This is a genomic window from Bradyrhizobium sp. 40 (assembly GCF_023100925.1).
GTDB lineage: Bacteria > Pseudomonadota > Alphaproteobacteria > Rhizobiales > Xanthobacteraceae > Bradyrhizobium.
This window is the reverse complement of sequence record NZ_CP064688.1, coordinates 5,935,706-5,959,905: the sequence shown is the minus strand read 5'-3', so window position 1 is coordinate 5,959,905 and position 24,200 is coordinate 5,935,706. Positions and strand designations below refer to the sequence as shown.

Sequence of the window (24,200 nt, the reverse complement as noted above, 5' to 3'; positions counted from 1 at the left end):
GCCCAAATGTTTCAGCTGTTCCTGAGAGCGCGCGCACACAATTTTCTCAGCTCCCGCCGTGAGGACAAGGGCTTCAAGGCCCGTACCATCGAGCGCGATGCGGAGACGGATCGTGTTCGAATCGATGCCGTCATGGTCGCGATCGATGCGGCATTGCGCGATGCGGAGAGGGAGCAGGTTGGCCTCGGACGACGCGTTGATGACGCACTTGCGCGTGCATCCGTCACCTTCGGCAACGGCACCGATGAATATCTCGAACGGGAGCCGATCGACAGCCATCATCAAGATCTCTTTGCGGCCGACATCTCCAACGGCCAGCGGCGGCTCAAGGAATTGGCAAGCACCATCGCTCATCTGAGGTTTGTCAGGACCGCGATGCTCACGCGTTTTCCCAACCTGAAGCCGCCGCAGCTCAATAGCTAGGATCGCGGGTTTGGCTCGGCGTCCCTGCCGTCTGGTAAAAGGCGGCAGGCTGGGGCACGATGGATATCTCGGTCCGAGAAGCATACTATCTCGCAGAGCAGCTTTTGCCACGGGACAATTCGGCGCCGCTTTGCCGTTTGGCCCTTCTGCCGGTTTTGATAAGGTCCCGTCCAGCGTTCTCGGACGGATTGAAGGAGCGAGTCAGGTGATCTCCAGAAGTTTGCAAACGTCGATGGGATTGGCATTTGTTTTCGCCATTGGCGCACCAGTAACGGCTTCGGCCGTCACGGTAGAAGTAGCGCGTGCATGCGACGCAGCTTTGGCCAAGGCCTATCCCCCAAAGCAAGTCGGCAATCCCGCTGCCGGCAGCGCGGGGACAGTCAAGGAGCGGCGCGATTATTTGAGCAAGTGCGTCGCGAACAACGGCAAGGTCGATGATGCGCCGGCGGACGTGCCTAAAGACGCCAAGGCCAAAAAATAAACGAAACGCGTCGCGCCACTTTAGCGTCGCGGCGGGCAGGGGGAGTAGAATGCGCCGTTCGTTGCATTGATACGTTCGACGCATTGGTTGGGATCAGTCGGCGTCCCGGCCACGGTGAAGTCATAGCCCATACCTTTGACGACCACGACGTAGCGACCCGGCGAAAGCGTAAAGCCGTCCTGCTCCGGCTGCAGCGATAGCATTCTCGGCTGATCCTCGACCGGACCTACTTTGTAAGGGTAGGACATGCTGCGGATGACCCAAGTGTCGCCGGCGGTGACCATGGCCGCTTTCCCGGTTGCATCGACGCCCATCGCTCGGGAGACTTTTGCGACCACCCGAACCTCGGTCCCGGTCGCATCGACACCACCGTCGGGCCTAAACACAATGAAGCTGACGTCTCCGCTTGTCAGGGTCGTCGCGCTGGGCGTGGTGATTGCTGCTGAGATCGCGACACGGCGGTCCGGAATCTTCCCGGGGACCGGCTTGAGCTCCTGGAGTTGGCCCTCGCTCAGGGCGTAGACGCCAAACGCTGTCGGCAACGGCATCGAGGGTTGCGCAGCCGGCGTCGGCTCCTTCGGTTGATCCGGTGTCCGTTCGACGCTCTCACCGCTCGATGGAGTCACTGCCACGCTGGGTTGAGGCTCGGGGCTTGTCGAGCTGCTCTTGGACAGCGTCGCGGACTGCCACAATGCGAGGGATTGTGTTCTCAACCGCGGCCAATAAGTAACGGCGGCGCTGGCGCCGGCAATGATGACCAGGATGGCGGCTAATCGGATGAGGGAGTTGAGGATGCCGCTTCGCTGAGACCGGTCGGGCGGTCTTGGCGGTGCGACAGAACCGCGTCCTGTTTCCGCAGGCGTCGGGACGGGCGGCGAAGGCGGAACGGGCGCCAGATGCGGAACGGGCTGAGGAGCCGGGGGACTGAGTGATGAGGGACGCGAAGCGACGTCTAACGCCGACTCTGGCGCTGTGGACAGCGCTTCGCGCTCTTTGCGTTCAAACGAAAGCTCAACCTCCCGGATGGCGCGTTCGAGCAGTTGCTGGAGCTCGCGCGATTCCCGTGCGTCGCCATGGGTGAATTGTTCCAGAAGCTTGATGCGAGCCAGCTCGTAGACGATTTCGCGGATCTGCCGCGGGTCGCCGGAAATATCACGAATCCGCCCGGACAGGAGGCGCACAAACCCGGCCTTGATCGCGTGCGTCTTGGGCGCGCCGGCGGCGGTGTCGCTGGGGTCGGTCATCAAGGCCGATCAAGTAACCCGGAACACTCTGTTTCGCTAGGCTTTTCCGCGTCAAAATCCTATCTCGGCGAAAGCCGCTCTGACGCCAGCCTTGCAAGAGCCCTCGTCGAACAGCTTCGGGGGCTTGCTTTTGGGCAGAAAGCTGTGACAGTCCGACAAGCTCCTCTTTCCGGTATTTTGATCATGCGCGACGGTTTCATAGCACTCACGTTTGTGGCTCTCCTGGTGCAACCTTCTTTTGCACAAGGGACCAAGGACAAGGCCAATTTGACCAGCACCAGCATCTTGACCACCCCTACGAAGAAAACCCAAACGGCCCAGAGCGCCTCACGACCCACAGCCACCCGGAACCTGGCGCCGGGCAAACTGCCGAGCGGGATGGCGGCTCAGGGGGTCTGGAGAGACGGCAAGTTGATCGCCGTGCCTCGGCAATGACGACCCAAGCAACCGTGAAGGAACGGTGATCGCCTCCCGATGTTTTCGCTTGGGAGAGATCTCATGAAACGATTAGTCCTGACCGCGTTTACGCTTCTTATGACGGCAAGCACGTGGGCCCCTAGCGCTCGGGCCCAGGGTGTCAATGATCCATCGACCCCCAATCGAAATGTAATTATCGTCAATCCCTCGCAGCCCGCGCCGAGCACGGCTACGCGGAATATTCCGAGCCAGATTCAGCCGCCTCTGGTCAGTGGAGGGCGCGCGCGCCCCTATTACGGCAACAGAACGCGGACTAGTGGGTCGAACAGGCGCTAGGCGAAGCAAAAGGCGGCCTATTGAGGATTAGCTCCGAGGATTTGCTGCGGGGGATTTACCTCAACCTCTAGCGTCGACGTTCCAGAATCGTGACGGTTTTTTCCCGAGATCAGAAGGGTGAATCGGTCTGCTCCTGGCCTTTCGGCCTCTGCTGAATAGCGGAAGCCGGATCCGACCAGCGCCAGCTGTCCTCTTGAGGGCCCGCTCACGAGCGATACGTTGAAGATTTGCATATACGACCAACGCAGCCCCTGGATGCAGTCGGCTCCAGGCGGGATCGTCATCATCCACTTCACCGTATCTTCCGACAGAGCAAACGGCGTTCGGTCCTTGACGCAGAGAGGGCTGGCATGAGCCGTCCTGCTGAACATCGCGCAGACTGCGATGCAGGCAGCTATCAACAATCCTGGTCTTAGACACATTCTCGGCAATCCCTAAGCGGATGTCCGAGGTTAACATCGATGACCTAACGAGGTCTTAGACTGTATCGGTTCGCCATTGGAGGAGGGTAGGAGAACCGGCTGCTGCCTATTGTCCGCTAGGCGTCATTCCGCCGCCAGTGGGGAAGTTGCTGGACTTGAGAGCCATTCCACTGACGCGGAAGCGGACATTTCCCGCCAGATACAAATAGTCCGAGGTCGTGCTGCTGACGGTCCGCACCTCGACATAGGTCAGTGTGATCGAACCCACGCTTGGGGTTACCTGAGTGATGTCGACAAACCGAGCTCCCGGGAAAAGCTTCTGGTCGAGGCCATAGAATATCTTTTCCCGCTCTGACCACAGGATGAAGTGACCGCCGGCCTTCTGATCAACGGCTTCGTATTGCGTATGGATCACTTGCGGGTATTCGATCTGGCCTGCCGTCGCAGAGTGAGTGCCTAAAAAGATCACCAGAATTAGGAAAGTAATGTTGCGGACCACTGGTCAATACCCTCGCGAGCTAAAGCACGAAGCTTGCCCGCGATTTGGCTTTCGTGCAATCGGCAAACGTATAGATTGAATGGACTGGACGAGAAGTTTCCGGCCCTTGCTCGTTCTTGTTGCTCTGCCTGGAGTTACAGCGTGCGAACCGCGAGACCCCACACCTCACGAGCTCATGCAAGGCGGCTTGGGCAGCTGTCTGGAGCGGTCCTGACCGTTGCCGGTGCAATGGGCTTAGGTCTCGCCAGTCCGCCTTCGTGTTTTGCCCAGACCGAGCCGGAGCCCTCGGTTAACGACTATCTCCCACCAAGCGAACCGGAAGTCAGCCGTGACGAATGGCGTCAGCGTATCGAAGATGCGCGGCGACGAGCCAAGGAGGTTTCGCGCGAGCGGCGGGACCATCCCGAGCTCTATAAACCGGTCCCGGAGGATCCGGACCTTGTCGCGACCGAACGCCTCCTCAACGACGACAGCCTGCAGCGCGGCGACATCGTCTCGACCAAGCAGGGTATGTTCGTCTACCAGGGGCGACCGGATCAACCGCGCCGCGAGCAGGATTTCGTGCCGATCGTGCCAAAAGCGACGCGTTGAAATTGTCGGCAAGCCAGCAGGCCAAGTCGCGCTCGAACGTCAGTACCGCCGCAAAATCTGATTGAACTTCGGATCGCTCCCCTGCGTGGCGTCCAGAAGCAGCGACTTGCCTTGCGGCGTGGCCTGCAGGTAGGCCGCGATCAAAAGCTGCTCGTAGCGAGAGCGGTTGGCAAGCACCGCGCGAACGTCCGATTGCGCCAGCAGCTTGATCTCTTCGTCGGCTGCTGCCGCGTTCGATGTGACGGTTTGGAGCCGTGCGAAGGCGACGGCGATCGGCACCGCGCCGGCCAGGTAAGACATTTTTACTGCAGGCGTCGCGAGCTCACCCGCCTGCGCCTTCAGCGTGCCGAGCGTGAGCCAAAGCGCGGGCCGGATGGGCGATACTTTCAGGGCCGCAACAACGACGTCTTGGGCCGCCTTGTTCTCGGTGGCCCTGTTGTTCGTATCGGCTGCGGGATGGTGAAGAAAGTCCGCGGCTTTGGCGGCGGCATAATTCGCCAGCAAGTCGCCGTCGAATGAAAGCGGCGCCAGAACGCCCGAAGCGGCTACGTTGACCTTCTCGGGCGGAAACTCGCCCAAGAACAAATCGCTGGCGCGAAAGTTCGACCGCGTGAGATCGCCGTAAAACCCCAATGCTGCGTAAAGCAGCAACATCACTGCGATGCAGGCGCCAATGATGCGAAGTAAGATCATGCGGCTCATGATGAATTTCGATGTCCGCGCGGAAGGCGCGGGAGTTGGCCAGCAACTCTGCAAAAATCCTAAATTGCGAGCAGACTATCGCCTTGGATCGTGAGCAAGGTCAAGTTGCCGGTCGCGTAAGCGCCGGTGTCGATATTGATCCGGTTTGAGCGGATATCCGGGACGCTGACCGGGGTATGGCCGTGGACGACATATTTGCCGAAGCGTCTTTCGGACTCGAGGAATTCCTCGCGGATCCAGAGCATGTCCTCCTCTTTTTGACGTTCCAGGGCTACGCCCGGCTTGACGCCGGCGTGCACAAAGAAGAAGTCGCCACAGGCGAAGGACGGGCGGAGCTGCTGAAGAAACGAAAGATGCTCCGGCGGGAGCGCGCGCCTCAACCCTTCGATCAATTCAATCTGCTGTTCCGGCGTCGGATTCATCGTCGGGTTGATGCCGTAGGAAACAAGGGTCAGCAAGCCTCCATAGCGGCGCCATTCCTCCAGGCGTGCCGGGTCCTTGAGGACCTCGAGCAGGAACACCTCGTGATTGCCCTTGAGGCACACTGTCTCATGCGACTTCGAGCGCTCGATCAGGAGATCAATCACAGCGCGCGAGTCCGGGCCCCGGTCGACATAGTCGCCAAGAAAGACCTGAATCGCTCGTTCGGGAGCGGAGCGGGCAAGATCGGCGTCGATGACGGTTAAGAGCGACTGAAGCAGGTCGGCGCGTCCATGCACATCGCCGATGGCATAGATCCTCACGCCGTCGGGAAGCCGAGGCTTGACGTTCTTACGAAAGCGCTTGGAAAGGCCCATCAGCTGGTCGAATCGGGTCTGGCGTCATGAGTGGAGGGCATGATCGCTCATAGCAGAACAAGTTACGCGTCGGTATTCTTAATTGTTTCTGACGAAGGCGCGGCGGTTTTGATTAAAGGATTGCTGGGCTTTTGAGCCGGATTTCAAGACGTCTCGCGTAGCGTTTCCCCAACAAGAAATGGGGAGCGCGACATGCGCAAGACTTTAAAGTTCCTGGCGATTGCCGCCGCTCTGTTGGCTGGATCGGCTCAACACAAGGCCGAGGCCGCCTTTGTCGGCGCGCCGTCGGCGTTGCGCGGCGCCATCCAGTACATCAAGTTCGACCAGCCGACCTTGGCGCCGATGGCATTCACGATCTTTTGCCTGAAGTACGAGGGCGAGTGTAAGCCGCGACCGCAGCAAATCGTGTTCAGGGGCGGTCGTCTGAAGCTCACGACCGAGCGCATGGCCCAGCTTCAGGAGGTCAATCGGCGCGTCAACAGCGCGATCCGACCCGAGCCCAATTTGGAGGGGCTGCGCGGCGAGAAGTGGCTGCTGCATCCCACCAGCGGCGACTGCAACGACTATGCCGTGACAAAACGCCACGATCTGATCGCCAAGGGCTTCCCGGCGCGGTCGGTGTTGCTCAGCGAGGTCGTGACGACCTGGGGTGAGCATCATCTCGTCGTGGTGGTGCGCACGTTCTCCGGCGATCTCGTGCTGGATAACCTCACCGGGCACATCCTGCCGTGGTCGAAGAAGTCCTATCGGTGGGTCCGCATCCAAATGCCCAAGAACCCGACCTATTGGGCGTCACTCGCTGATCGCGACGTCTAACGACGAGCGACTAATGACCCGTGCCGCGTGCGGACTGGGTGATGCTTTGGGACAATCCGAGTCCCATGATCGTTGACAGACAGAGGATTGCTGCCGGATGCAGCAGTCCTGAGCCAGCGAAGCTCTCAACCAGCGCGAAGACAAGGCAGGCCGCGGCCGCCGCAGGGAAGAACGAGTCGCGGCCGCGTTGCAAAGCCCCAAAAAACAAGCGTCCCAAAGCCAACATGCCCGCCAGCAGCGCGGCGGAAAAACCGATCCATCCGGTATCCGCGAAGATGGCAAAAGCCGTCGAGGGCGCCATCAAAGGCGCGCCAGCATCGCTTTGGTAGATCCTGCCAACGGCCGAAAAGGTGCCTGCGCCCGCACCGAACCATCTCGTGTCGGCCAACATTCGCTCAAGTGTGGCTCTGGTTTCGACCCCCACATCCGGGACAACCCGCAAAAGAATCGGCCCCGCATTCTTTTCGAACAGGAAGCTCAAGACAATCATCGCTCCGACCAGCGCGGCTAAGGACAGCGCGCCTGCGGCCAACGGCGATAGGTCGATCCGTCGAATGACAAGGATCAGCAAGATCAACACGAGGCCAAAGGCCGCGGCGATCGCGCTGTTCGTCCCCGACAAACCAAAAACCGCAACCGCGCTGGCCAGAGCGCCTACAAGGCCGCAAAGGCCGATGGTGACCGAACGAACGAGCGAGTGGCGCGTTTCGGCCCGCTCGGCGGCCAGCTGCATGACGGCTAGATTAAGCATGACGCCAAGACCGGCCATCGTTGTCGCCAGGTCGGAAGGAACGGCGGTTGCAAGGGCGGGCGAGACCGGACGCAAATCCAAGGTCAGAGCCGACACCGCTGTTACTCCGCTCAGCACGAACAGCACCAGTTCGGCACGGCTGCGGTCACGGACCACGAGGATTGTCAGGCTGAGCAAGGAGATCGCTGCAAGAGTTTGAAACAGCGCATTCAGGGTGAGGCCGAGATCCGCCGTCACTGGCCCAAGCGCCAGGCCAGCCAGAGCATCATGGCTGCTCGCCCAGATCGGATGCGCCCAACTCAGCCATAGCGGCGCCAGCTGTGCTGCGATGCCGAGGGGAATGGCGATCAGGACCCAGCGGCCCCAGACCGTGGCACGCAAATAGTGCTCGTAGTCGGCCTTTCGTGCGCTGAAGACCGCTGCAAATAGCCCCAGGGCCGTAGCCGTCATCCCGAGCTGAACGCCGAATTTGGCGCCGGCAATTTCGAGAGCGGATGCAGAAACAAGGCAAACGATGAGGGCAAAATAAGCGAAGGACAAACGTGCGCCTGGAAGGAATCCTGAAAGGGTCAGGCCACCATACAAGCCGGAGGCGAGTTTTCAAACAGAGCTCTGCAGCCAACGCAGCTCCGAGCCCGACCCCACATCAACGAAGCGTCGCCTGCGGGGATCAGGCGGACTCTTGATGCGCCACAGAGGTCATCGGGCGGTCTTGAGCGGACGGGCAAACACGCGGGCGGCACGACCGGCGGCGAGAGCAAAGCGGGCGGCCGAGCCGAAGAGATAACCGGCCTGGAGCGCGATGGCCGCGAGCACGACGCCTTTCAGGCCGTCAAGAAAGCCCAGATTGGCTATCCAGCCGACCGGGATCGCGGCGAGCAGCATGACGAAGGTCAGCGGCAGGAGCACCAGGACGCGAAAGCGTTGGCCCAGAACTGCGCCCACCAGAAAGCTGAAGATCAAAAACTCGGTCATCCGAAACACTCCGTGCTCCGGACCTTAGGTTCCGCACCCTAAAAAGACCCTTAAGTCGTATGGCTAAATTTTGTCTATTGGCCGCAACTTGCCGCCAGAGAATTATAGGCTTCGCGCAGCCCGTTCAGCGCCACCACGCCTTTGATCTCGGTGTCGCTTTCCTTCACCACCACGGAAAGCGAGGGAGTCGTCTGCCACTTACCGGCGGCAAAGGCGGAGACCTCGTCCGGCAGAAGGACGGCAGCACCGGCCGCCGCCATGCTGGCGTCGACCGTCACGGCGCCTCCTGTGGCGGAGGCGATCGTGACCTTGGGGTGGCTTTTGGGCGGGAACGGGCGGATCAAGGCCAACAACACGTCGATCTTGCCTTTGGGAGCGCAGCGGACGATCAGGCCGGCGAACTCCGGGTCGGACTGCATTGTCACGGCTGTCTTGGAGATGGAAGCGAAGCTCTCGCCCTCCTTGGGGCCTTGGGTGCGGGTGAATTTCCAGACGGACGTTGGGGCAGGACTGGCGACCTGGATGAGACAGGCCAACTCAGGCCGTGCTGGCACCACAGCGCAACCGCCCTTTGATGGAGCAGCGGCAACCGTGGACCCGAGCAGACCTAAAAGTGCGACAGCCAAAACCGGCACGTAGGGATCCACCATTTCGGGAGTGCTTCCAGAGCTCAATAGCAGAAGAGCCGCATCACAAAAACGGCCCCTCCTAGGCACATTGCCATGCCAAGAGGCACCAAAAATACACCAAATGTTCACAATGGGTTAACTCGTCCGCCAATCTGTGACTTGAACGCAACAGTTGTCCTCGGATCGTAGGGGCAACCGGGCTGTTTGCCCGGGCAAGTCTTGTCGCACTCCTCGCAACCCCGTACGAATTGAGTCAATTGGGGAACCACTAGGCGCATTCATGCATCCATTTGCGACGACTCGTGTTTTGACGCTGGCGCTTTTGAGCGTGGGCTTAGCGCTTGGGGGATGTGCGACCAATCCAGGCTCGGGACCGCTAACCGACGACGTCAATAACCACATCCAGACGGACAGTGCGCCAGCTTACGAGCTGGTCCCTCTCAATCCGGCTACGGTAAAAATCCTGCACACCCACGAGCCGAAAGGGCTCGCTGGCGTATTTACCGACCGTCGCCCGCCCGCCAGCATCGTGTTCGGCATCGGCGACATCGTCAGCGTCACCATCTTCGAAGCGGCTGCGGGTGGTCTGTTCATTCCGGCGGAAGCCGGCGTTCGCCCGGGTAACTTCGTGACGATCCCGGACCAGGCGGTCGACAATGACGGCTTCATCACTGTGCCCTATGCCGGCCAGGTCAAGGCGGGGGGTCTCACAGCGGTCCAAATTCAGCGCGCCATCGTTGAGAAGATCTCCAACCGCGCCATTGAGCCTCAGGTCGTGGTTGCGATGTCCTCGCAGCGGACGCAGCTCATCAGCGTGCTTGGCGAGGTCAATGCGCCGGCGCGTTACCCGGCGAGTGCGGCGGGTGCGAAGGATAAGGTTCTTGACGCGATCACCCGCGCTGGCGGCATCAAGGGCCAGGGCTTCGAGACCTGGGTCATGCTGGAGCGTGGCGGCAAGCGGGCGACCGTGCCTTTCGAAAATCTGGTCATGAGCCCGGAGAACAACATCTATGTTCGTCCGGACGACAGCATCTATGTCTATCGCGAACAGCAGAAGTTCCTGGCGTTCGGTGCCAGCGGCCAGAGCGGCGAGTTCAACTTCGACGCATGGCGCATCAACCTCGGCGAAGCTGTGGGCAAGGCCGGCGGTCTTCTGGATGGTCAGGCCGATCCAGCTGCGGTGTATCTCTATCGCCGCGAGCCGCGTGAGGTTGCTGCCCAGCTCGGCGTTGACATCAGCAAGTACACCTCAGAGACTATCCCGGTCATCTTCAACGTGAACTTCCGGGATCCGGGTGGCTTCTTCCTGGCCACCAAGGTCATGATGAAGACTGGTGACGTGCTCTATGTCTCGAATTCGCGCAACGTCGAAACTGCCAAGTTCCTCAACTTCCTGAGGGTGATCATGGCGACCGGCGGAGATGCGGTGAATCTCTCCAACGATGCTCTGATCTTCCGCAACAACATCAAGTTGGCGCCGTAAGGCGGGAGCCAACCTGATCCGCGAAAACGATGGCACCGGGCTTTGTCCCGGTGCCATTTTCGTTTAGCAATCACAGCGGTACTGTTCGGGTTATGGAGCAAGGCACCACTGACCAAGGCGTGCCGATCATCGGTCACCCCGCGCTGTTGCGAGGCGTCATGCGGTTTGGACGGCAGGCATTGTGTTTATTGGCTCTTTTCGTCACGGAGCCTGCTCTACTCAGGAAGGCTGCCGGGCAAACTCAGCAGCTCGGACTTCGCCATCGGATCGATGTGGTGGTCTCTGCCGAACCCGATGCCCCGATCTTGCAGCACCTGCGCGGGGCCAAGGGCGAGCTCTCGTTCACCGTCCGGCTGTCGGCGAACTCCAAGGAGAGCAAGTTCTTCGGGATGCTGCGTCCGTCTTTCCCTGGTATTGTTGTTCCCAATGGCGCCGGCAAGCCGCTGGTCCAGCAGACTAGGCTATGGGAGGAGGAGATCTGCCATCAGCGTCGCGGGCTGCCGAAGGTGACGGTGACCCAGCTCGCGGGACATTTCGGCGAGGGGGACGGACGAATCGAGATATCCGGCATCAACCGCCACATCGGGCTTCTGGTCCCGCCGGATGAATTAACCCCTGGAATAAAACTCGATTCAGGACGCGATGACCTTGGGTTATTTTACGGCTTCCGGGCGCAGACCCGGAGCAGCCGTTTGAATGTGGATCTGAAAATCTATCCGATCGACTGTTTCTTCTAGAGCGAAGGCTTCTTTTACCGACCATGCGCGTTCGGCTTCCCCATATACGCTGGTCGTGGAGCCTTCCGGCCGCATTCATCCTGTATTTCGTGGTAGCCGCCGCGCCTCTTCCCTTTGGCTCGACCAACGACCTCTCGATTGCGTTCTGGTGCCTTTGTCTCGGGATTGCGATGATTTTCGCTCCGACGCATGACTTGCGACGACAACATATCTGGCTGATCGTGGGCATCGGCGTCATCGTTGCCGGCTACGCCTTCGTGCTACACGAGCAGCTTTCCGACCGTCCATGGGTCGCCCCGTTCAATCCAACCTGGAAAAAAGCTTCCGAGCTGTTGGAAATTCCGATCGCTCCGTCGGCCTCCATTGTAAAAAACCAGGCTTTCTTTGCTTTGGGCGCTCCGCTTGCCAACATCCTCTCTATTGTCCTGGGCATCACCGTCGGCGCTGACCGCGAGAGAGCGCGGAGACTGCTGTGGGTTATCGCGATTTCGGGCGCGGCTTACGCCCTCTACGGCGTTGCCTCGTTCCTGATCGAGCCGACCATGATCCTGTGGCGCGACAAGACAGCTTATCTCAACAGCGTCACCGGCACTTTCATCAACCGCAACACGGCGGCGGCCTATTTTGGCTCCTGTGCGGTGATCTGGATACTTTTGATCCTAGAGCAGGTTCGGCGACTCATCCCTGCATGGCGCCCGAATTGGAAACGCTTGTTAAGGGATGTCGCCGATATCCCTCCCGGCGAGATACTGCCGCCGCTTGTTGCATTACTCATTTGCCTTATGGCGATGTTCATGACGGGCTCTCGCGCCGGCGTTGGACTGTCATTGCTGGCGATGATCGTTTCCTTCATTGTATTCTTACGGAATGATTTACCGCCGAGGACAGGGATCTGGATTTCGTCCGCCTGCGGTGTAGGCGCAGCGCTGGGGCTGCTGGAATTGCTTGGTGGACGTGTCAACAGCCGCTTCGACTCGCTAGGCTTGGCGGATGAGGGACGGGTGGAGGTTTGGAAATCTACGCTGCATATAATAGCCGACAACCCGTGGTTTGGCACCGGTATGGGCACTTTCCAGTCGGCCTTTCCACCTTACCGCAGCCCGAATATTTCGATCCGCGGGGTGTGGGAGCTGGCCCATTCGACACCGTTGGAGCTTGCCTCCGAGGTCGGGATTCCCATGGCACTCTTGATCTCGTCCGGCTGGGCTGTCTCATTCGTCGTGCTGGGACGGGGCGTGTTCGGCCGCCGACGCGACGTCATCATCCCTCTGGCCGCAGCCGCGACCGCAACCATGTCGCTGCTTCACTCTTGTTTGGACTTCACTCTCCAGATGCCGGGCTACAGCATTCCGTTCTTTGCGCTTTTCGGTGTCGGATTGGCGCAATCCTTCCGCACGAAGGAGGCCCCCCATCGCGAGGGCGGGCGCCAGCCGGCGAGGGACCGGCAGCCTCCATCAAGGCCGGGCCGGATGGTTTAGCTTCACAAAAGTATCTACATTCCAAGCAGATGCGCCGTTTACGAAGTCTTTAGAACTAGATGGACAGCCCTTGTCGCTTCGGCTACTTTCCTGCATCGCACAGCCATTTGCCCGGGCCGAGGACGCAAACGGGACAGCTATTTCTGGAGGTTTATTTATGGTCGTTGTCAAGATTGCGCTTCGCATGGCTACCGCCGCGGCTCTGGCCGCGATGATCACGGCGGCCGCCAGCGCCGCCGTCTACCCGCCGCAGCGCCAGCTGCCGGCCACCGTCATTTCCGATTTCAAAGCTTCCCCCAACAGCCTGTTGCAGCAATATCCGACGGGAGGCCCGCAGCTGATTTCGCGCGTACGCGACCTCGGCGCCTCGGAGCCGACTACTGTTCCGGGCCTGATCGCGCTCCTGAAGGATCCCGCGACGACCAAGGACCAAATGCGCGCGATCGTTGCCGGCCTAGCCCAAGTCGCGCGGATGGCCGCCTCGGCTGATCAAGCTTTCGCCAATGAGATCCAGGCCGCGATCGCCGGTACCAACAATCCTGACGTCATCGCCGCCTACCAAGCCGCGACCGGCGACGTCCAGATTGCTGCGACTGGCGGTGGCGGTGGCGGCACCGGCTCGGGCGGCCCGACGGGAACGGGTGGGTTTGCGAACGGCGGTGGCAGCAACGGCTTTTTCGCGTTTGGCAACAACAGCACGACCAATAACGGCAGCAGCATTGGCAGCGGCTCGGTTGGAAGCGCGGCCAGCGCCCCCACGAGCCCTGTGCGTTGAGCCTCAGTCACACAGCTGTGCCTCAAGCAGAAATCACAAAGCGGTGCCTTGAGGCGCCGCTTTACTTTTTGGTGTAGCTTTCTAGGAGATGCTTAGCCGCGGCGCGGTCGCATTGCGGCCGATTACGTTCAATCTTTGCCGGCCCTGTGTTACGGCTAGCCAGTGCGCTTTTGGATCGTCGATCGCGAGCCTAATCTAATAGCGTCAGGTCTTATTTCAGGAATCGATTCATGCTGCAGGTGAACAAGCCGACGTCGGAGATCAATCATGATTTCGCCGAGGCCGAGGGCTCCGCATCGCAGACCCTGACCTCCTATCTCGACATCGTCAGGCGCCAGTTCCCGACCATGGTCGCGATTGTATTGGCTTGCTTGATCGTGGCGCTGCTCTATCTCTTCACTACCGCGCCGCTGTTCACCTCGACCGCGTCGATGGTTATCGACACCCGCAAGGTGCAGCTATTCCAGCACCAATCGATGCTGGGCGATGTCGCGATCGACTCTGCCACCGTCGAAACCCAGGTAGAGATACTCAATTCAGAGAACATCAGCCTCGCGGTCATCCGTGATCTGAATCTGATTCAGGATCCTGAATTCACCGGCGGCGGTGGCTTGCTCGGCGCAATTGTGGGCTCGGTCTCTAACTTGTTTTCTGGCGGTCAGCCGTCGACTTCCGAATTCGTGTTGACGCGCGGCGCGTTGAGGCGGTTCTCAGGAAAACGTACGATCAAGCGACTGGGCCGGACGTATGTTATGGAGATCAGCTTTACCTCGCAAGACCCGGCTAAGGCAGCGCAGATCGCCAATGCGATCGCTGACGCCTACGTCGTCGACCAGCTCGAGGCGAAGTACCAGGCGACGCGCCGCGCCAGCGTCTGGCTTCAAGACCGTATCAAGGAGCTGCGCACTCAAGCTTCCGTCGCGCAAACCGCAGTCGTCGACTTCAAAACCGCCAATAACATCGTCGATACCGGTAAGGGGCTGATGAATCAGCAGCAGCTCGCCGAGGTCAACAGCCAGCTTGTCCTAGCCAGAGCATCTACCGCTGAAGCTAAGGCGCGACTCGACCGTGCGAATGATATTGTGAAGCAGGAAATCCCAGACGCCTCCGTTGCAGACGCGCTGAAGAACGAAACTATTGTCAAGCTGCGCGGGCAATATGTCGATATCGCCTCGAAGGAATCCATCTGGTCGGCCAAGTATGGCCGCGATCATCTGGCAGCGGTCAACCTGCGCACCCAGATGGCTGAGATCAAGAAGAACATTCAGGACGAGTTGAAGCGCATTCAGCAATCCTACAAAAGCGATTACGACATCGCGCTCACGCGCGAAGAAAGTATCAAAGCAAGCTTTGCCAGTACCATTTCAGAATCGCAGCTCACTAACCAGGCCCAAGTTCGACTTCGGGAATTGGAGAGCAACGCGCAATCCTACCAAGCAATGTATGATAATTTCCTGCAGCGCTATATGGAATCGGTTCAGCAGCAATCCTTCCCGATCACCGAGGCGCGGGTAATCAGTGCGGCGACAACACCGTTGGTGAAGAGCCATCCAAGAACAATGTTCATTTTGTCTGGAGCGTTGCTGGGCGGCTTGATCTTGAGCTTCGGCGTGGCCCTCCTGCGCGAATACGCCGACAAGGTGTTCAGGACAACCGGCCAGGTGGAGGAGGGGCTCGGGGCAAACTGTATCGCGATCGTTCCAGCGCTGGGCGAGGTGGCCGCGCCGTCCGCGCTCGCCGGCAAGCTGGGTAAGAAAAGCAATATACGGACGCCCGACCTATTGCGCCATGTCGTGAAGAGTCCTCTCTCGCGCTTCGCGGAGGCTGTGCGTTCGTTGAAAGTGGCGGTGGATCTCAACTCAATTGTCCGCCAAAATCGCGTGCTCGCGGTTATTTCAACCCTGCCAAACGAGGGCAAGAGTACGCTCTCCGCAAACCTCGCACAGCTGGCGGCGCATGGTGGAGCGCGGGTGATCCTGATCGACGCTGACCTCCGCAATCCCTCATTATCGCGAGCGTTGGTGCCGGACGCGCAAGTTGGCCTCATCGACGTTATTGCACAGAAGGTTCAGCTAGAAGATGCCCTGACAATCGATCCCGAGACGAAGCTTGCGATCCTGCCGGCGGGTGCGACCTCAAAGCTTCTGCACACCAACGAGATCCTCGCATCGAAGGCAATGCACAATCTCATAGCGCAGTTGCGTTCTAAGTTCGACTACGTGGTGCTGGATATGCCGCCGATTGCGCCTGTTGTCGACGGGCGGGTCGCCTCACCGTTCGTCGATTCCTATATCTTTGTGGTGGAGTGGGGCAAGACCAGGATTGATGTGGTGCGGCACCACCTTCGCGGCGCGCCAGAAATTCAGGAAAAGCTGCTCGGGGTAGTCCTGAACAAAGCCGATACCAGGCTGCTCGCGCGTTACGAATCGTATCATGGCCGTCATTACTACGAAAAGTACTACGCTCGGTATGGATATGTTGAATAGCGTCAGTCCCCTTCGTGTGATGCTCGTCGCTGTGCCGGTGCTATCGCTAGGCCTTTCCGGCGTCTTCTGGTCTGTGGTCGCCCTGCCATCATTCTGGCAGACAGCACCGGCTCACGATTTGTCGAGGCGGATTGTTGCAAACGATCGCTTCAACCCGGTGGTCCTGGCGGATATGATGGTGCGCATGGATGTCGCGGACCGCACGATGATGCAACCTGAGTTCCTGTCCGCGAAGGCGCTAATAAAGCTGCGCGCTGTCGAGGAGGCGACACAGCGAAAAAGCGCGGAGGAGGCAGAACGAGAAGCGAAAGCGACAGAGGACACGCTCAGGTTCTCACTCGCGATGAATCCGACTGACTCGCTCCTTTGGATGATGCTCTATTCGATATCGATAGCGCATCGCGGACTTGATCTTGGGAATATCAGCTATCTGGAACGGTCTTATGTTCAAGGACCGAATGAGGGGTGGATTGCGCTACAGCGCAACCGCTTAACACTCGCGATCTTCCCTCTGTTGGACGAAGCGACGCAACGATACGCGATTTCGGAGTTCGCCGCTTTAGTAGATGGCGGGTTTATCGCCGAAGCGGCGACCAACTTCACCCGTCAAGGCCCAGTCGAGCAACAACTGCTTCTTAAAGGTCTAGAGCGGTCGAATATTGGGATGCGGCGGATCTTTGCTCGAGAGCTCTGGCGCGATGGTGTTAAGGTGTTCGTGCCAGGCGTTGAGCTTGATGAAAGGTTTTGGCGATGAATGCCAAGGGGCAACAAGAGTGTCCCTCGTGCTTGTGATCGCGGTTCGCCTAACAGCAAATTGGTACTGCTCGGGCTCAAAGTATACCTGGGGCCATGCCGTAACAAGGCAGTTCGGAAAAGCTTGCTATTGAGCATGGTCTTCAGGAACGGCGTGTCGATGTATTCTGTTTTGCAAGTTTAGGTGCCGCGGTGAGCTCATCTACAGCCATTGAATCAGATCTGTCGCTGCCGAGGACCTTAGTTGCTCTGTTCCTCATTCTGGTTTTCGTGGGACTTCATCCCTTGTCGGCCGCTGAACTCTATGACGGAGACATGGCGGGCGGCGGTGACTTTCTACGCCAACTTGCGTATATTGCCATTTTCGGTGGCCTGTTGCTGAGCTTGCGATCAGCACCCTCAGCGTCGCTTTCGATGCCGAAGACGCTCCTGGCTTTGCTCGTCTGGTGTTGGGCGAGCCTTGCATGGGCTGTTGATCCTGGAGTTGCGTTCCGCAGGATCACGCTTACGAGCATTGTAGTCGGTTGCTGCTTTCTGAGCGTTTCACTGCTCGGTCGTGAACGCTTCAAGAGACTGCTAGCTCTAACGCTAGCCGCTGTCATTGTTGCCGATCTAATTGCTGTTGTAGTTCATCCGAACGCAATTCAGGGATATGATTTTCTTGAAGAAGCCTTGGTTGGAAATTGGAGAGGCTTGCACATTGAGAAGAACGCGGCCGGCGCGATCGCAGGAGCAGCGACGATCATCTTTTTCTTTACAGCCGTTGAACGAGCAAAGGTGAGATGGGGCTATTTTAGTATGCTTATCCTTGCATATTTCTTTTTGTACAAGACGCAATCTAAAACCTCATTTGGTTTGGTGCCTGCGGCCATCCTGTTGGGCCTCGGGTATCGTTTCCTCTACCGGAATGCATTTGTTGCGCGCGTACTCGCGGTGACTTCGGCGGTGATCTTCGCCGCCGGGGCTGCGGCCTTTCTTCGTTATCTCCCGGAAATAACGAGCTTCGTTACTGATCCCGAGGCCTTTACCGGGCGCGGCATGATTTGGAGCGGACTAGGGGCCTATATTGCCGACAACTGGGAGCTTGGCTCCGGCTACGGCTCGTTCTGGAATATTAGCTCCGGGAGCCTGATAAGCGCCTACACGGATCAAAAGTGGATCGAAGAATTTATCTATGTCGGTCACAACGGCTATCTCGATGCCGTCGCGCAACTTGGTATTGTAGGCTTCGGGCTTGTGCTGATCGCGCTAATTGTTGTCCCAATCGGCAAGGCATTAAAGTGCACCAACGAATCTCATCGCGCCAGACACACGATGGCATTCTCCCTTGTCGTCTTCTGTGCCCTGCATAACTTCCAAGAGACATCTTTCCTGGAACGCGACAACCCGCTCTTTGTTTTGCTGTGCTTCTCGCTCGCGCTGCTCTCATCACAAAGCCGGAGAAAAGTAGCTGTCGCAACGCAGCACTTTCGACCCGCAGAGCAGTTCCGAGGTTCGCGCCTATGAGAGACAACGAGTTCCTTTGGCGAAATGGAGCAATCCATTCGGCCTGAGGCACCGCCAATGATGACCGAACTCCGCCATCAGGTAGCCCCTCAACGCGAGATCGAGAATTGCAGAGAGCGCCGCGAGTGTCGATGCTGCCAAGCAGCTGCTCGGGGGCAGGGCATGCCGTCTGATAAAGCGTCGATGCCGGCACCTCGAGCCAACGCTCTGCTTGCGGCTCTTTCGGAAAGCAGCGAAGAGCGACATAACCAAGCCTTCTTATTCGCGTCGTCATGAACACAGAGGTAGCACTTCTTGCATAGATTGCAAAACCTGGATGCGCTACGCGGCTTAGCGGCCTGCGTCGTGTTAATTCAACATCTGTTTGGGCACATTTGGCGACAGATGCCGGCATCAGAGATCGGATGGTTAAAGTCTCTCGGCCTCGACTATTTTGATTGGGGGCGGTTTGGCGTAGTCTTATTCTTTTTGATTAGCGGATACGTCATTCCGCTAAGTTTCAGCGGTCCGAATCCTATTTGGAAATTTGTCGTCAGCCGCCTTTTTCGGCTGTATCCGGCATATTGGCTTGCTGTCTTAGCAGCGACTGCAGCTTTGTCCGCAACGGGAGCGACTGTGGGCGCAAAGCAAATCCTTGCAAATTTGACGATGGCCTATCCATTATTCCGCGAACCGGCGATCTCAGGCGTTTACTGGACCCTTATCGTCGAATTGGCTTTTTACGGAGTCGCATTTGTTTTGTTTGTATGCGGATCCTTGGAGCGACCAACTATGCTTGCGGGAGTGGCAGTCGTCGGCATTTCCTCCGCAGCTGTTCCTGCGATTATGCTGAGATTTGGATACGATGTGCCCGTATCGTTTCTTGGGTATAATCTATCGTTTTTACTTCTCGGATCGTTGTGCCGTCTAAGCCTCGCCGGTGTTGACCATGCAAGGTCGGCGTCGATCGTAGTGGCTCTTTCCATAGCAGCGACTTTGCCTCTTGTGTGTGGTGTGTTCGGTCAAATTGGTCCCGGCTATTCTAACGCGTTCCCGATCGGCGCCATTGCGTCAGTAGTGGCTGCATTCACAGTGTTCATCTTGTCGTGGAGCGATCGCTTTGCTGAACAATCTAGCTGGGTCCTTCGGTTGGGCGCATGGTCGTACTCATTGTATTTGTTCCACGAACCGATCGCGTCGATGGTTGAGTTACTAGTGACGCCAGAAACTGCGACTGGAGCGTTTCTTTTTCTCTTCCTGGCGCTGGGGCTGTCGGTCTTCGTAGCCAGCATGGTCTTCAGGTATGTTGAGGCAACCTCCATTAGGCTCGGTCGAAGGCTTGCGAAGTGGCGGACAGACCGTGCTCCGTTGCCCGCATGAGGCGAGCTCGGTCCCACCGCAATGTTTTGTCGGTTACAGATGCTGGATAAACTGACGACGGCCAACAATGGTTGGTGATCATGCGCTGGCGGCTATCGTGCACTGCTGTCTATACTTTGATCGAATTTGCAACATGGACCGTGTCGATCCGCAAGTCTGGCTCGCTGATGTGCTGGCTAGATCACCGCGCCAACACAATTTTCGACCCGTTCTCCTGGAAATTGGAATTCGGGCCAGGTCCAAGACCGCTGTTGCTGCCTGGCTGCCGGAGCGCTTCGCGGCAGGCCATCGCGTTTGACTGGGGTGCCGGCCAATGCGTGCGAGCTCGTTGGGGCCGCGCTAGGCCTTGTCGCTGTGAATGCGCCGCGCTGCAAAGCTGTTGAGTTATTGGGGGGCGATGACGGGACCGAGCGACCGAGCGTGTAGAACTGCAAGCTCTTGGGCGTGATGGCAAGCGGGCAATCCGGATTTGCACCCGAACTAGCAAGGTGGCTAGGGTGTTGCCCTTGCGCCAAACTTGGAACCTTCGGGCGTCAACTTGGGGGCTGGCGGTGAACACGCTGTTGGAGGAAGAGCTTCTGCCAAGCTCTTCCCCTACTCCATGTCATGAGGGCAGCAGTCAGATCTCCGAGGAGAATTCCGTAGAGCGAGGCTACGCTGCCATAAACTAGGAAAAGTAGCCCGCACGAGATGACGGATACCGCGCCACCAAAGACGTTTGCCGTCGCAAGAATTTCGAACTGGCCGGTCGCTTGAAGCAGCACGGATTCAGGTCGTGCCAAAGACCGAAAAAGCGAGATGACAAGCCATATCGAAGAAGCGTGAATCATCATTGCGAAGTCATAACCACCGAATATTAGATTTGGTCGTTGGCATGCTACGAGGTACAGAAGCCCCGCTGAAGCCAGCCATCCCGCAAACAAAATCGCGCGAAAAGTTGTCAGTGAATGCGAGAGCTTCTCGGAAGAGCGTTCAACTTCTTGCGCGATCCTGGGTCGTTCAATGTCGGTGATTGCGTTCGCGCAAAGAGTGATGGGTCTAATGACTAGACCAGCTGCCGCAATCGGCGCGTATGCTGAGGCGCCCGATAGGAGTGTGATCATGTACGCATGGGCATTGCTGGTCGCCTCGGTCGTGATGACCCCTAGGAGTGCATGACGCGAGTATTTCTTCCAGACCCGACTATAGTCGCGAAGATGATGAAACCTCGACGAGCGCGCATCAACCAGCAGCGCACCAAAGCCGAATGGTACTAGGCTCACGCCCGCAGCAAACGCGTATGCCGCAAAGGTTGTGCTCAAACTGAGATGATTGTCCCAAACAAGCCAAAGTCCGACAGAAGCCAGAGACAGTGCAAAAACCAAGTCGGAATGAAACGATTTGTGCCAATCTAGCTCTACATAAGCGAGGGCTCGCGCGAACCAGCGTAGATGAGCAAAGAAAGCAAATAAGCCTACCGCGATACCGCTGGTGGGGTCGGCGGACAGTGATAGCGAAGCACAAAGGATCGCCGACGTAAGTGTAGCGAAAAGTAGCGCAGATGTCTTATAGATGAGGTCGTCGTATCCGGCCTCCTGGTTGAAATCGTGGGCCAAGGGAGCGCAGTAAAGCGCGCTCGAAATGCCGAGCGTTAACTGAATTACCAATTGGTAAAACGAAAATACTCCGAAGCTAAATGCGTCGACGGTGTGAAGCAAAACATACGCAAGTATGAACTGTACGCCGGCTGCCGATATTGGACCGCCAATGGCAAGTGCGTAACGCAGAAGGGGCTGGTCGAAGATTTTGCTCAAAGAATATATCGGCTGTTCGAGAGGTAAGTTGATGTGCTGATCTGGAGGTGCCGAAAGCAAGCTCTGAACCAATTGCTTTCCGACAAAGGCGGACCCGCAGCGAGTGAGGTGAGAATCGGGGAAGCCCACACCACGCAGTCCGTGTTGCAGGTTGCACAGTGTACAGAAAAATAGGCTAAGTGGTTGGCTTTCAATGCCTGAGCGAAATCTTGATCGAGCCTCTCTTGAACGGCCCGCCTATGTTGACCGGCGAATGTCTCCTCCCGAATCCCGCGGAGCTTGGCTTCTACGAGCAGGCGAGGGAGAGATTGATCGTACTCTACGATGGGGCCTGAGATTAAGACCTTGTTGGTACTGTGGGACAAGCGCTTGGCAAGCTCGATCAACTCTCTCAAATCCTCTTTGGTCCCAATGCGTAGAAATTGAAATAACGTCTAGGTGTGCTGACGGGATGAATGTTGTTAAGACCTGGTCGATAAGCGATCGGCAGTCATGCCTACCAGAGGTCGCCGCTTTCATTGTCTTCGCAAGATCTCGCTGCTATTTGTCGTGCATATCAGAAGCACACAGATCGGTCTGGCTCAAGGAAAAATCAGGATTCTAGCCGGTTGTTAAGGCTAGAAACCGAGACGCAGGCCGCTCCGGCTAGAAATGGCTACGTGGGCATTAAGGGTGTCTCCTGTGCGCTATGATGTTGGTGAGGCCTTACAGCAGGAATGCGTTTTTCTCGGCATAAGGCGGTAAGTAAAGCTTGGTAGCAGGAATTGGCGAATGCCGCACGTCAGCGTTGTGATAGCGACCTATCGACGACCGAAGCTATTGGCGCGAGCTCTCGCGAGTGCCTTGAGACAGACGATGGGCGATCTAGAAGTCGTTGTCGCGATTGAAAGGGACGATGACAAGTCCGTTAACGTGCTTCATGACTGTCCTGATAGCAGAGTGCGATACGTCTTGAACCCAGAAAAGAGGGGGCCGGGAGTAGCCCGGGATACGGCAATCGCCGCGTGCGAGGGAAAATGGGTCGCTTTCTTAGACGATGACGATGAGTGGCTTGATCAAAAGCTCGAGCGGCAAGTGGCAGTGGCCTCTGCCTCGTCCGATGTGATCGTGACGACGCTTTCCCGCGTAGTGACTCCCTTTGGGAGTTTCATTCGACCTGCCATTCCTTACGCGGGCGACAAACCGATTGACGAGTGGTTATTTGGGCGAAGCTCCTGGTTTAAATCTGGTGAGAGCATGCTGCAAACGTCGTCGCTCATGCTGCCGCGAGCAATCTTCGAAAGGTTGCGCTTTGGAGAAAGTCGTCATGAGGAATGGGAGTTGGCAATTCGTGCGATCAAGCAGCATGGGTTTCGCTTGGTGACGGTTCAAGAACCGCTAGTCATATACTATGCTGGTGGACATTACCCGTGGCAACGATCGGCGGAATGGGTGGAAGCCGTCGGAGATCTTCTTTCTCCGCGAGCAATCAGTGGATTCTGCCTCACTGTCGCGACCCAAGGTGTCGAAACGTCTGATCGAAATAGAGCATTCTTGCAGTTCCTGCGTCTGGCGTTTCGTCACGGACGGCCAACTGCCAAACAGCTTTTTGCGTTCACCGTCATTTGGCTACTAAGGGACAGTCTCAGGCACAGAATTCGCGCGTTAATAAGCGGACAGCGGTCGAATTGGTCCGTCCCCGATCGAACCAGTTAAGAGATTAGTCAGAGCACGAAGTCGGTCGGCGCGATCGGCCTCGCCGTGCTGGCCCTGCTCAGTCTATTTCCACTCATACGCAAGATTATTGATGGTCATGCTGCCTCTGTAAGGAGGAGAATTATACTTTGCGGGAACCTGGACTTCCACGCCAAATTGCACACCTCGCAACCATTCTTTACCGCTCAAGTGACCAGTTGCGACGAGGTGCCTGAGAATTTCGTTCAAATCGATCGTGCCGGAAAGAATGTTACGCCGCTTGTTCTCGATAACCGGTGAAATGCAAATCTGAGGTGGAGTGCCTTGGCTGCCGACGTACGCTGTGCCGAAGGAAAATTCGTGTGGCCTCCCCAACAGCGGAGCATTATTGGACTGAGGGAAGAAGGAAATCTCAGCAACATAGTCGCCGTTTTCCGAAGTTGGTTCTGCAGTGACAAAAATATCCAGTAGAGTGTCGTACGAGTCTAAGTTGCCATTCAATATTACATCGTAGGTTACTTTGAGAACCGAATTGCGCTCAATTTGTTGGGGCCAGGGGCCTATGACGTGGAAAGGGTTGTCGTAGTTGGAGCCGCCGTAGTTGATCACGGGGTAGCTATAAGCGAAGGCGCCGCAGCCTGAGCAGGGGCCTCCTTTCCAATCCCATTCGATGGTGGCATCGATCGGAAACGTCGCAGGCACGGCAACGAGCCGCTGAATATAGTCCAGGCCATTGACTAAATTGCCCCGCCCAAAGGTATTGTTAAGATAGATGAAGCCGTTGGCTGGCGTTTGTCCAAACGGAACTGAACTATAAAGCTTCATATCTTCCGTTACGACCTCACGCTCTGCAGCGCTTACTGCTGTTTCCTGCATTGAGAGAAACAAAGAAATAGACAACATGAAGAACTGTCGCGCGGGCAAAGGTGCCTCCATGTAACTTCAAGTGTAAGTGGTTGGCATCGCGGCTCCTAACCGTTGAACAGCCTTGAGGAGCGCAGCTTGCTAGCTTGCACGTCTTAGAGTTTGACCTGATTTAGGTAGGATTGTACGCCACAATGATCGGGCACGTT

General features: G+C 57.7%; 22 protein-coding genes. 13 read left to right on the top strand and 9 right to left on the bottom strand.

The annotated features are described in order from the left end of the window. Positions 1-6: 6 nt before the first annotated feature. Both IVB40_RS28540 and IVB40_RS28535 read left to right on the top strand, forming a co-directional pair. Positions 7-423: a hypothetical protein gene (locus IVB40_RS28540; RefSeq protein ID WP_247357162.1), complete on the top strand. Its 417-nt coding sequence runs from the start codon at positions 7-9 to the stop codon at positions 421-423. A 205-nt stretch (positions 424-628) separates the two neighbouring features. Continuing rightward, a complete protein-coding gene (locus IVB40_RS28535; protein ID WP_247817004.1) occupies positions 629-904 on the top strand; it encodes a hypothetical protein in 276 nt (91 codons plus the stop codon). 20 nt (positions 905-924) lie between these two features. On the opposite strand, the gene IVB40_RS28530 is transcribed toward IVB40_RS28535, so the two are convergent. After that, positions 925-2,148: a hypothetical protein gene (locus IVB40_RS28530; RefSeq protein WP_247817003.1), complete on the bottom strand. Its 1,224-nt coding sequence runs from the start codon at positions 2,146-2,148 to the stop codon at positions 925-927. Positions 2,149-3,429: 1,281 nt separating this feature from the next. Continuing rightward, the gene (locus IVB40_RS28525) at positions 3,430-3,822 is read right to left on the bottom strand and encodes a hypothetical protein (RefSeq protein ID WP_247817002.1); all 393 of its coding nucleotides are present in this window, start codon (positions 3,820-3,822) and stop codon (positions 3,430-3,432) included. Between the two features lie 228 nt (positions 3,823-4,050). Here IVB40_RS28525 and IVB40_RS28520 point away from each other — a divergent pair, with 228 nt between their 5' ends. Next, positions 4,051-4,413, top strand: a complete 363-nt coding sequence (locus tag IVB40_RS28520) for a hypothetical protein (protein WP_247817001.1) — start codon at positions 4,051-4,053, stop codon at positions 4,411-4,413. Positions 4,414-4,452: 39 nt separating this feature from the next. On the opposite strand, the gene IVB40_RS28515 is transcribed toward IVB40_RS28520, so the two are convergent. Both IVB40_RS28515 and IVB40_RS28510 read right to left on the bottom strand, forming a co-directional pair. Next, the gene (locus IVB40_RS28515; protein WP_247817000.1) at positions 4,453-5,115 is read right to left on the bottom strand and encodes a hypothetical protein; all 663 of its coding nucleotides are present in this window, start codon (positions 5,113-5,115) and stop codon (positions 4,453-4,455) included. A gap of 59 nt (positions 5,116-5,174) precedes the next feature. Next, the gene (locus IVB40_RS28510; RefSeq protein ID WP_247816999.1) at positions 5,175-5,912 is read right to left on the bottom strand and encodes a metallophosphoesterase family protein; all 738 of its coding nucleotides are present in this window, start codon (positions 5,910-5,912) and stop codon (positions 5,175-5,177) included. 192 nt (positions 5,913-6,104) lie between these two features. Here IVB40_RS28510 and IVB40_RS28505 point away from each other — a divergent pair, with 192 nt between their 5' ends. Then, on the top strand, positions 6,105-6,728 hold the full coding sequence (locus IVB40_RS28505) for a transglutaminase-like cysteine peptidase (RefSeq protein ID WP_247816998.1): 624 nt from the start codon (positions 6,105-6,107) through the stop codon (positions 6,726-6,728). Between the two features lie 10 nt (positions 6,729-6,738). Here the strand turns inward: IVB40_RS28505 and IVB40_RS28500 are convergent, their stop codons facing one another. The 3 genes from IVB40_RS28500 to IVB40_RS28490 form a co-directional block, all read right to left on the bottom strand. After that, positions 6,739-8,019, bottom strand: coding sequence for a hypothetical protein (locus IVB40_RS28500; RefSeq protein ID WP_247816997.1), 1,281 nt, complete (start codon positions 8,017-8,019; stop codon positions 6,739-6,741). Positions 8,020-8,178: 159 nt separating this feature from the next. Next, positions 8,179-8,454 carry a hypothetical protein gene (locus IVB40_RS28495; protein ID WP_247816996.1) on the bottom strand — a complete coding sequence of 92 codons (276 nt, stop codon included), beginning with the start codon at positions 8,452-8,454 and terminating at the stop codon, positions 8,179-8,181. Positions 8,455-8,528: 74 nt separating this feature from the next. Beyond that, on the bottom strand, positions 8,529-9,104 hold the full coding sequence (locus IVB40_RS28490) for a hypothetical protein (RefSeq protein ID WP_247816995.1): 576 nt from the start codon (positions 9,102-9,104) through the stop codon (positions 8,529-8,531). 259 nt (positions 9,105-9,363) lie between these two features. Between IVB40_RS28490 and IVB40_RS28485 the strand changes: the two genes are divergently transcribed. From IVB40_RS28485 to IVB40_RS28450, 8 genes are all read left to right on the top strand, one after another. Beyond that, positions 9,364-10,566 carry a polysaccharide biosynthesis/export family protein gene (locus IVB40_RS28485; RefSeq protein WP_247819606.1) on the top strand — a complete coding sequence of 401 codons (1,203 nt, stop codon included), beginning with the start codon at positions 9,364-9,366 and terminating at the stop codon, positions 10,564-10,566. Between the two features lie 29 nt (positions 10,567-10,595). Beyond that, entirely contained in the window at positions 10,596-11,303 is a 708-nt protein-coding gene (locus tag IVB40_RS28480) for a hypothetical protein (RefSeq protein WP_247816994.1), read from the top strand. Between the two features lie 23 nt (positions 11,304-11,326). Continuing rightward, the gene (locus tag IVB40_RS28475; RefSeq protein ID WP_247816993.1) at positions 11,327-12,781 is read left to right on the top strand and encodes an O-antigen ligase family protein; all 1,455 of its coding nucleotides are present in this window, start codon (positions 11,327-11,329) and stop codon (positions 12,779-12,781) included. Positions 12,782-12,851: 70 nt separating this feature from the next. Further along, entirely contained in the window at positions 12,852-13,556 is a 705-nt protein-coding gene (locus tag IVB40_RS28470; protein WP_247816992.1) for a hypothetical protein, read from the top strand. 230 nt (positions 13,557-13,786) lie between these two features. Further along, positions 13,787-16,042: a polysaccharide biosynthesis tyrosine autokinase gene (locus IVB40_RS28465; protein ID WP_247816991.1), complete on the top strand. Its 2,256-nt coding sequence runs from the start codon at positions 13,787-13,789 to the stop codon at positions 16,040-16,042. Further along, on the top strand, positions 15,990-16,796 hold the full coding sequence (locus IVB40_RS28460; RefSeq protein ID WP_247816990.1) for a hypothetical protein: 807 nt from the start codon (positions 15,990-15,992) through the stop codon (positions 16,794-16,796). Before IVB40_RS28465 ends, IVB40_RS28460 begins: the two co-directional genes overlap by 53 nt. A 191-nt stretch (positions 16,797-16,987) precedes the next feature. After that, positions 16,988-18,301, top strand: coding sequence for an O-antigen ligase family protein (locus IVB40_RS28455; protein ID WP_247816989.1), 1,314 nt, complete (start codon positions 16,988-16,990; stop codon positions 18,299-18,301). A gap of 294 nt (positions 18,302-18,595) precedes the next feature. Further along, positions 18,596-19,660 (top strand): acyltransferase, encoded by a 1,065-nt coding sequence (locus IVB40_RS28450; RefSeq protein WP_247816988.1) that lies wholly within the window; start codon positions 18,596-18,598, stop codon positions 19,658-19,660. Between the two features lie 533 nt (positions 19,661-20,193). Here IVB40_RS28450 and IVB40_RS28445 read toward each other — a convergent pair. Continuing rightward, positions 20,194-21,453 carry a hypothetical protein gene (locus tag IVB40_RS28445; RefSeq protein WP_247816987.1) on the bottom strand — a complete coding sequence of 420 codons (1,260 nt, stop codon included), beginning with the start codon at positions 21,451-21,453 and terminating at the stop codon, positions 20,194-20,196. 771 nt (positions 21,454-22,224) lie between these two features. Here IVB40_RS28445 and IVB40_RS28440 point away from each other — a divergent pair. After that, positions 22,225-23,148 (top strand): glycosyltransferase family 2 protein, encoded by a 924-nt coding sequence (locus tag IVB40_RS28440; RefSeq protein ID WP_247816986.1) that lies wholly within the window; start codon positions 22,225-22,227, stop codon positions 23,146-23,148. A 63-nt stretch (positions 23,149-23,211) separates the two neighbouring features. On the opposite strand, the gene IVB40_RS28435 is transcribed toward IVB40_RS28440, so the two are convergent. Further along, positions 23,212-24,063: a hypothetical protein gene (locus IVB40_RS28435; protein ID WP_247816985.1), complete on the bottom strand. Its 852-nt coding sequence runs from the start codon at positions 24,061-24,063 to the stop codon at positions 23,212-23,214. Between the last annotated feature and the right edge of the window lie 137 nt (positions 24,064-24,200).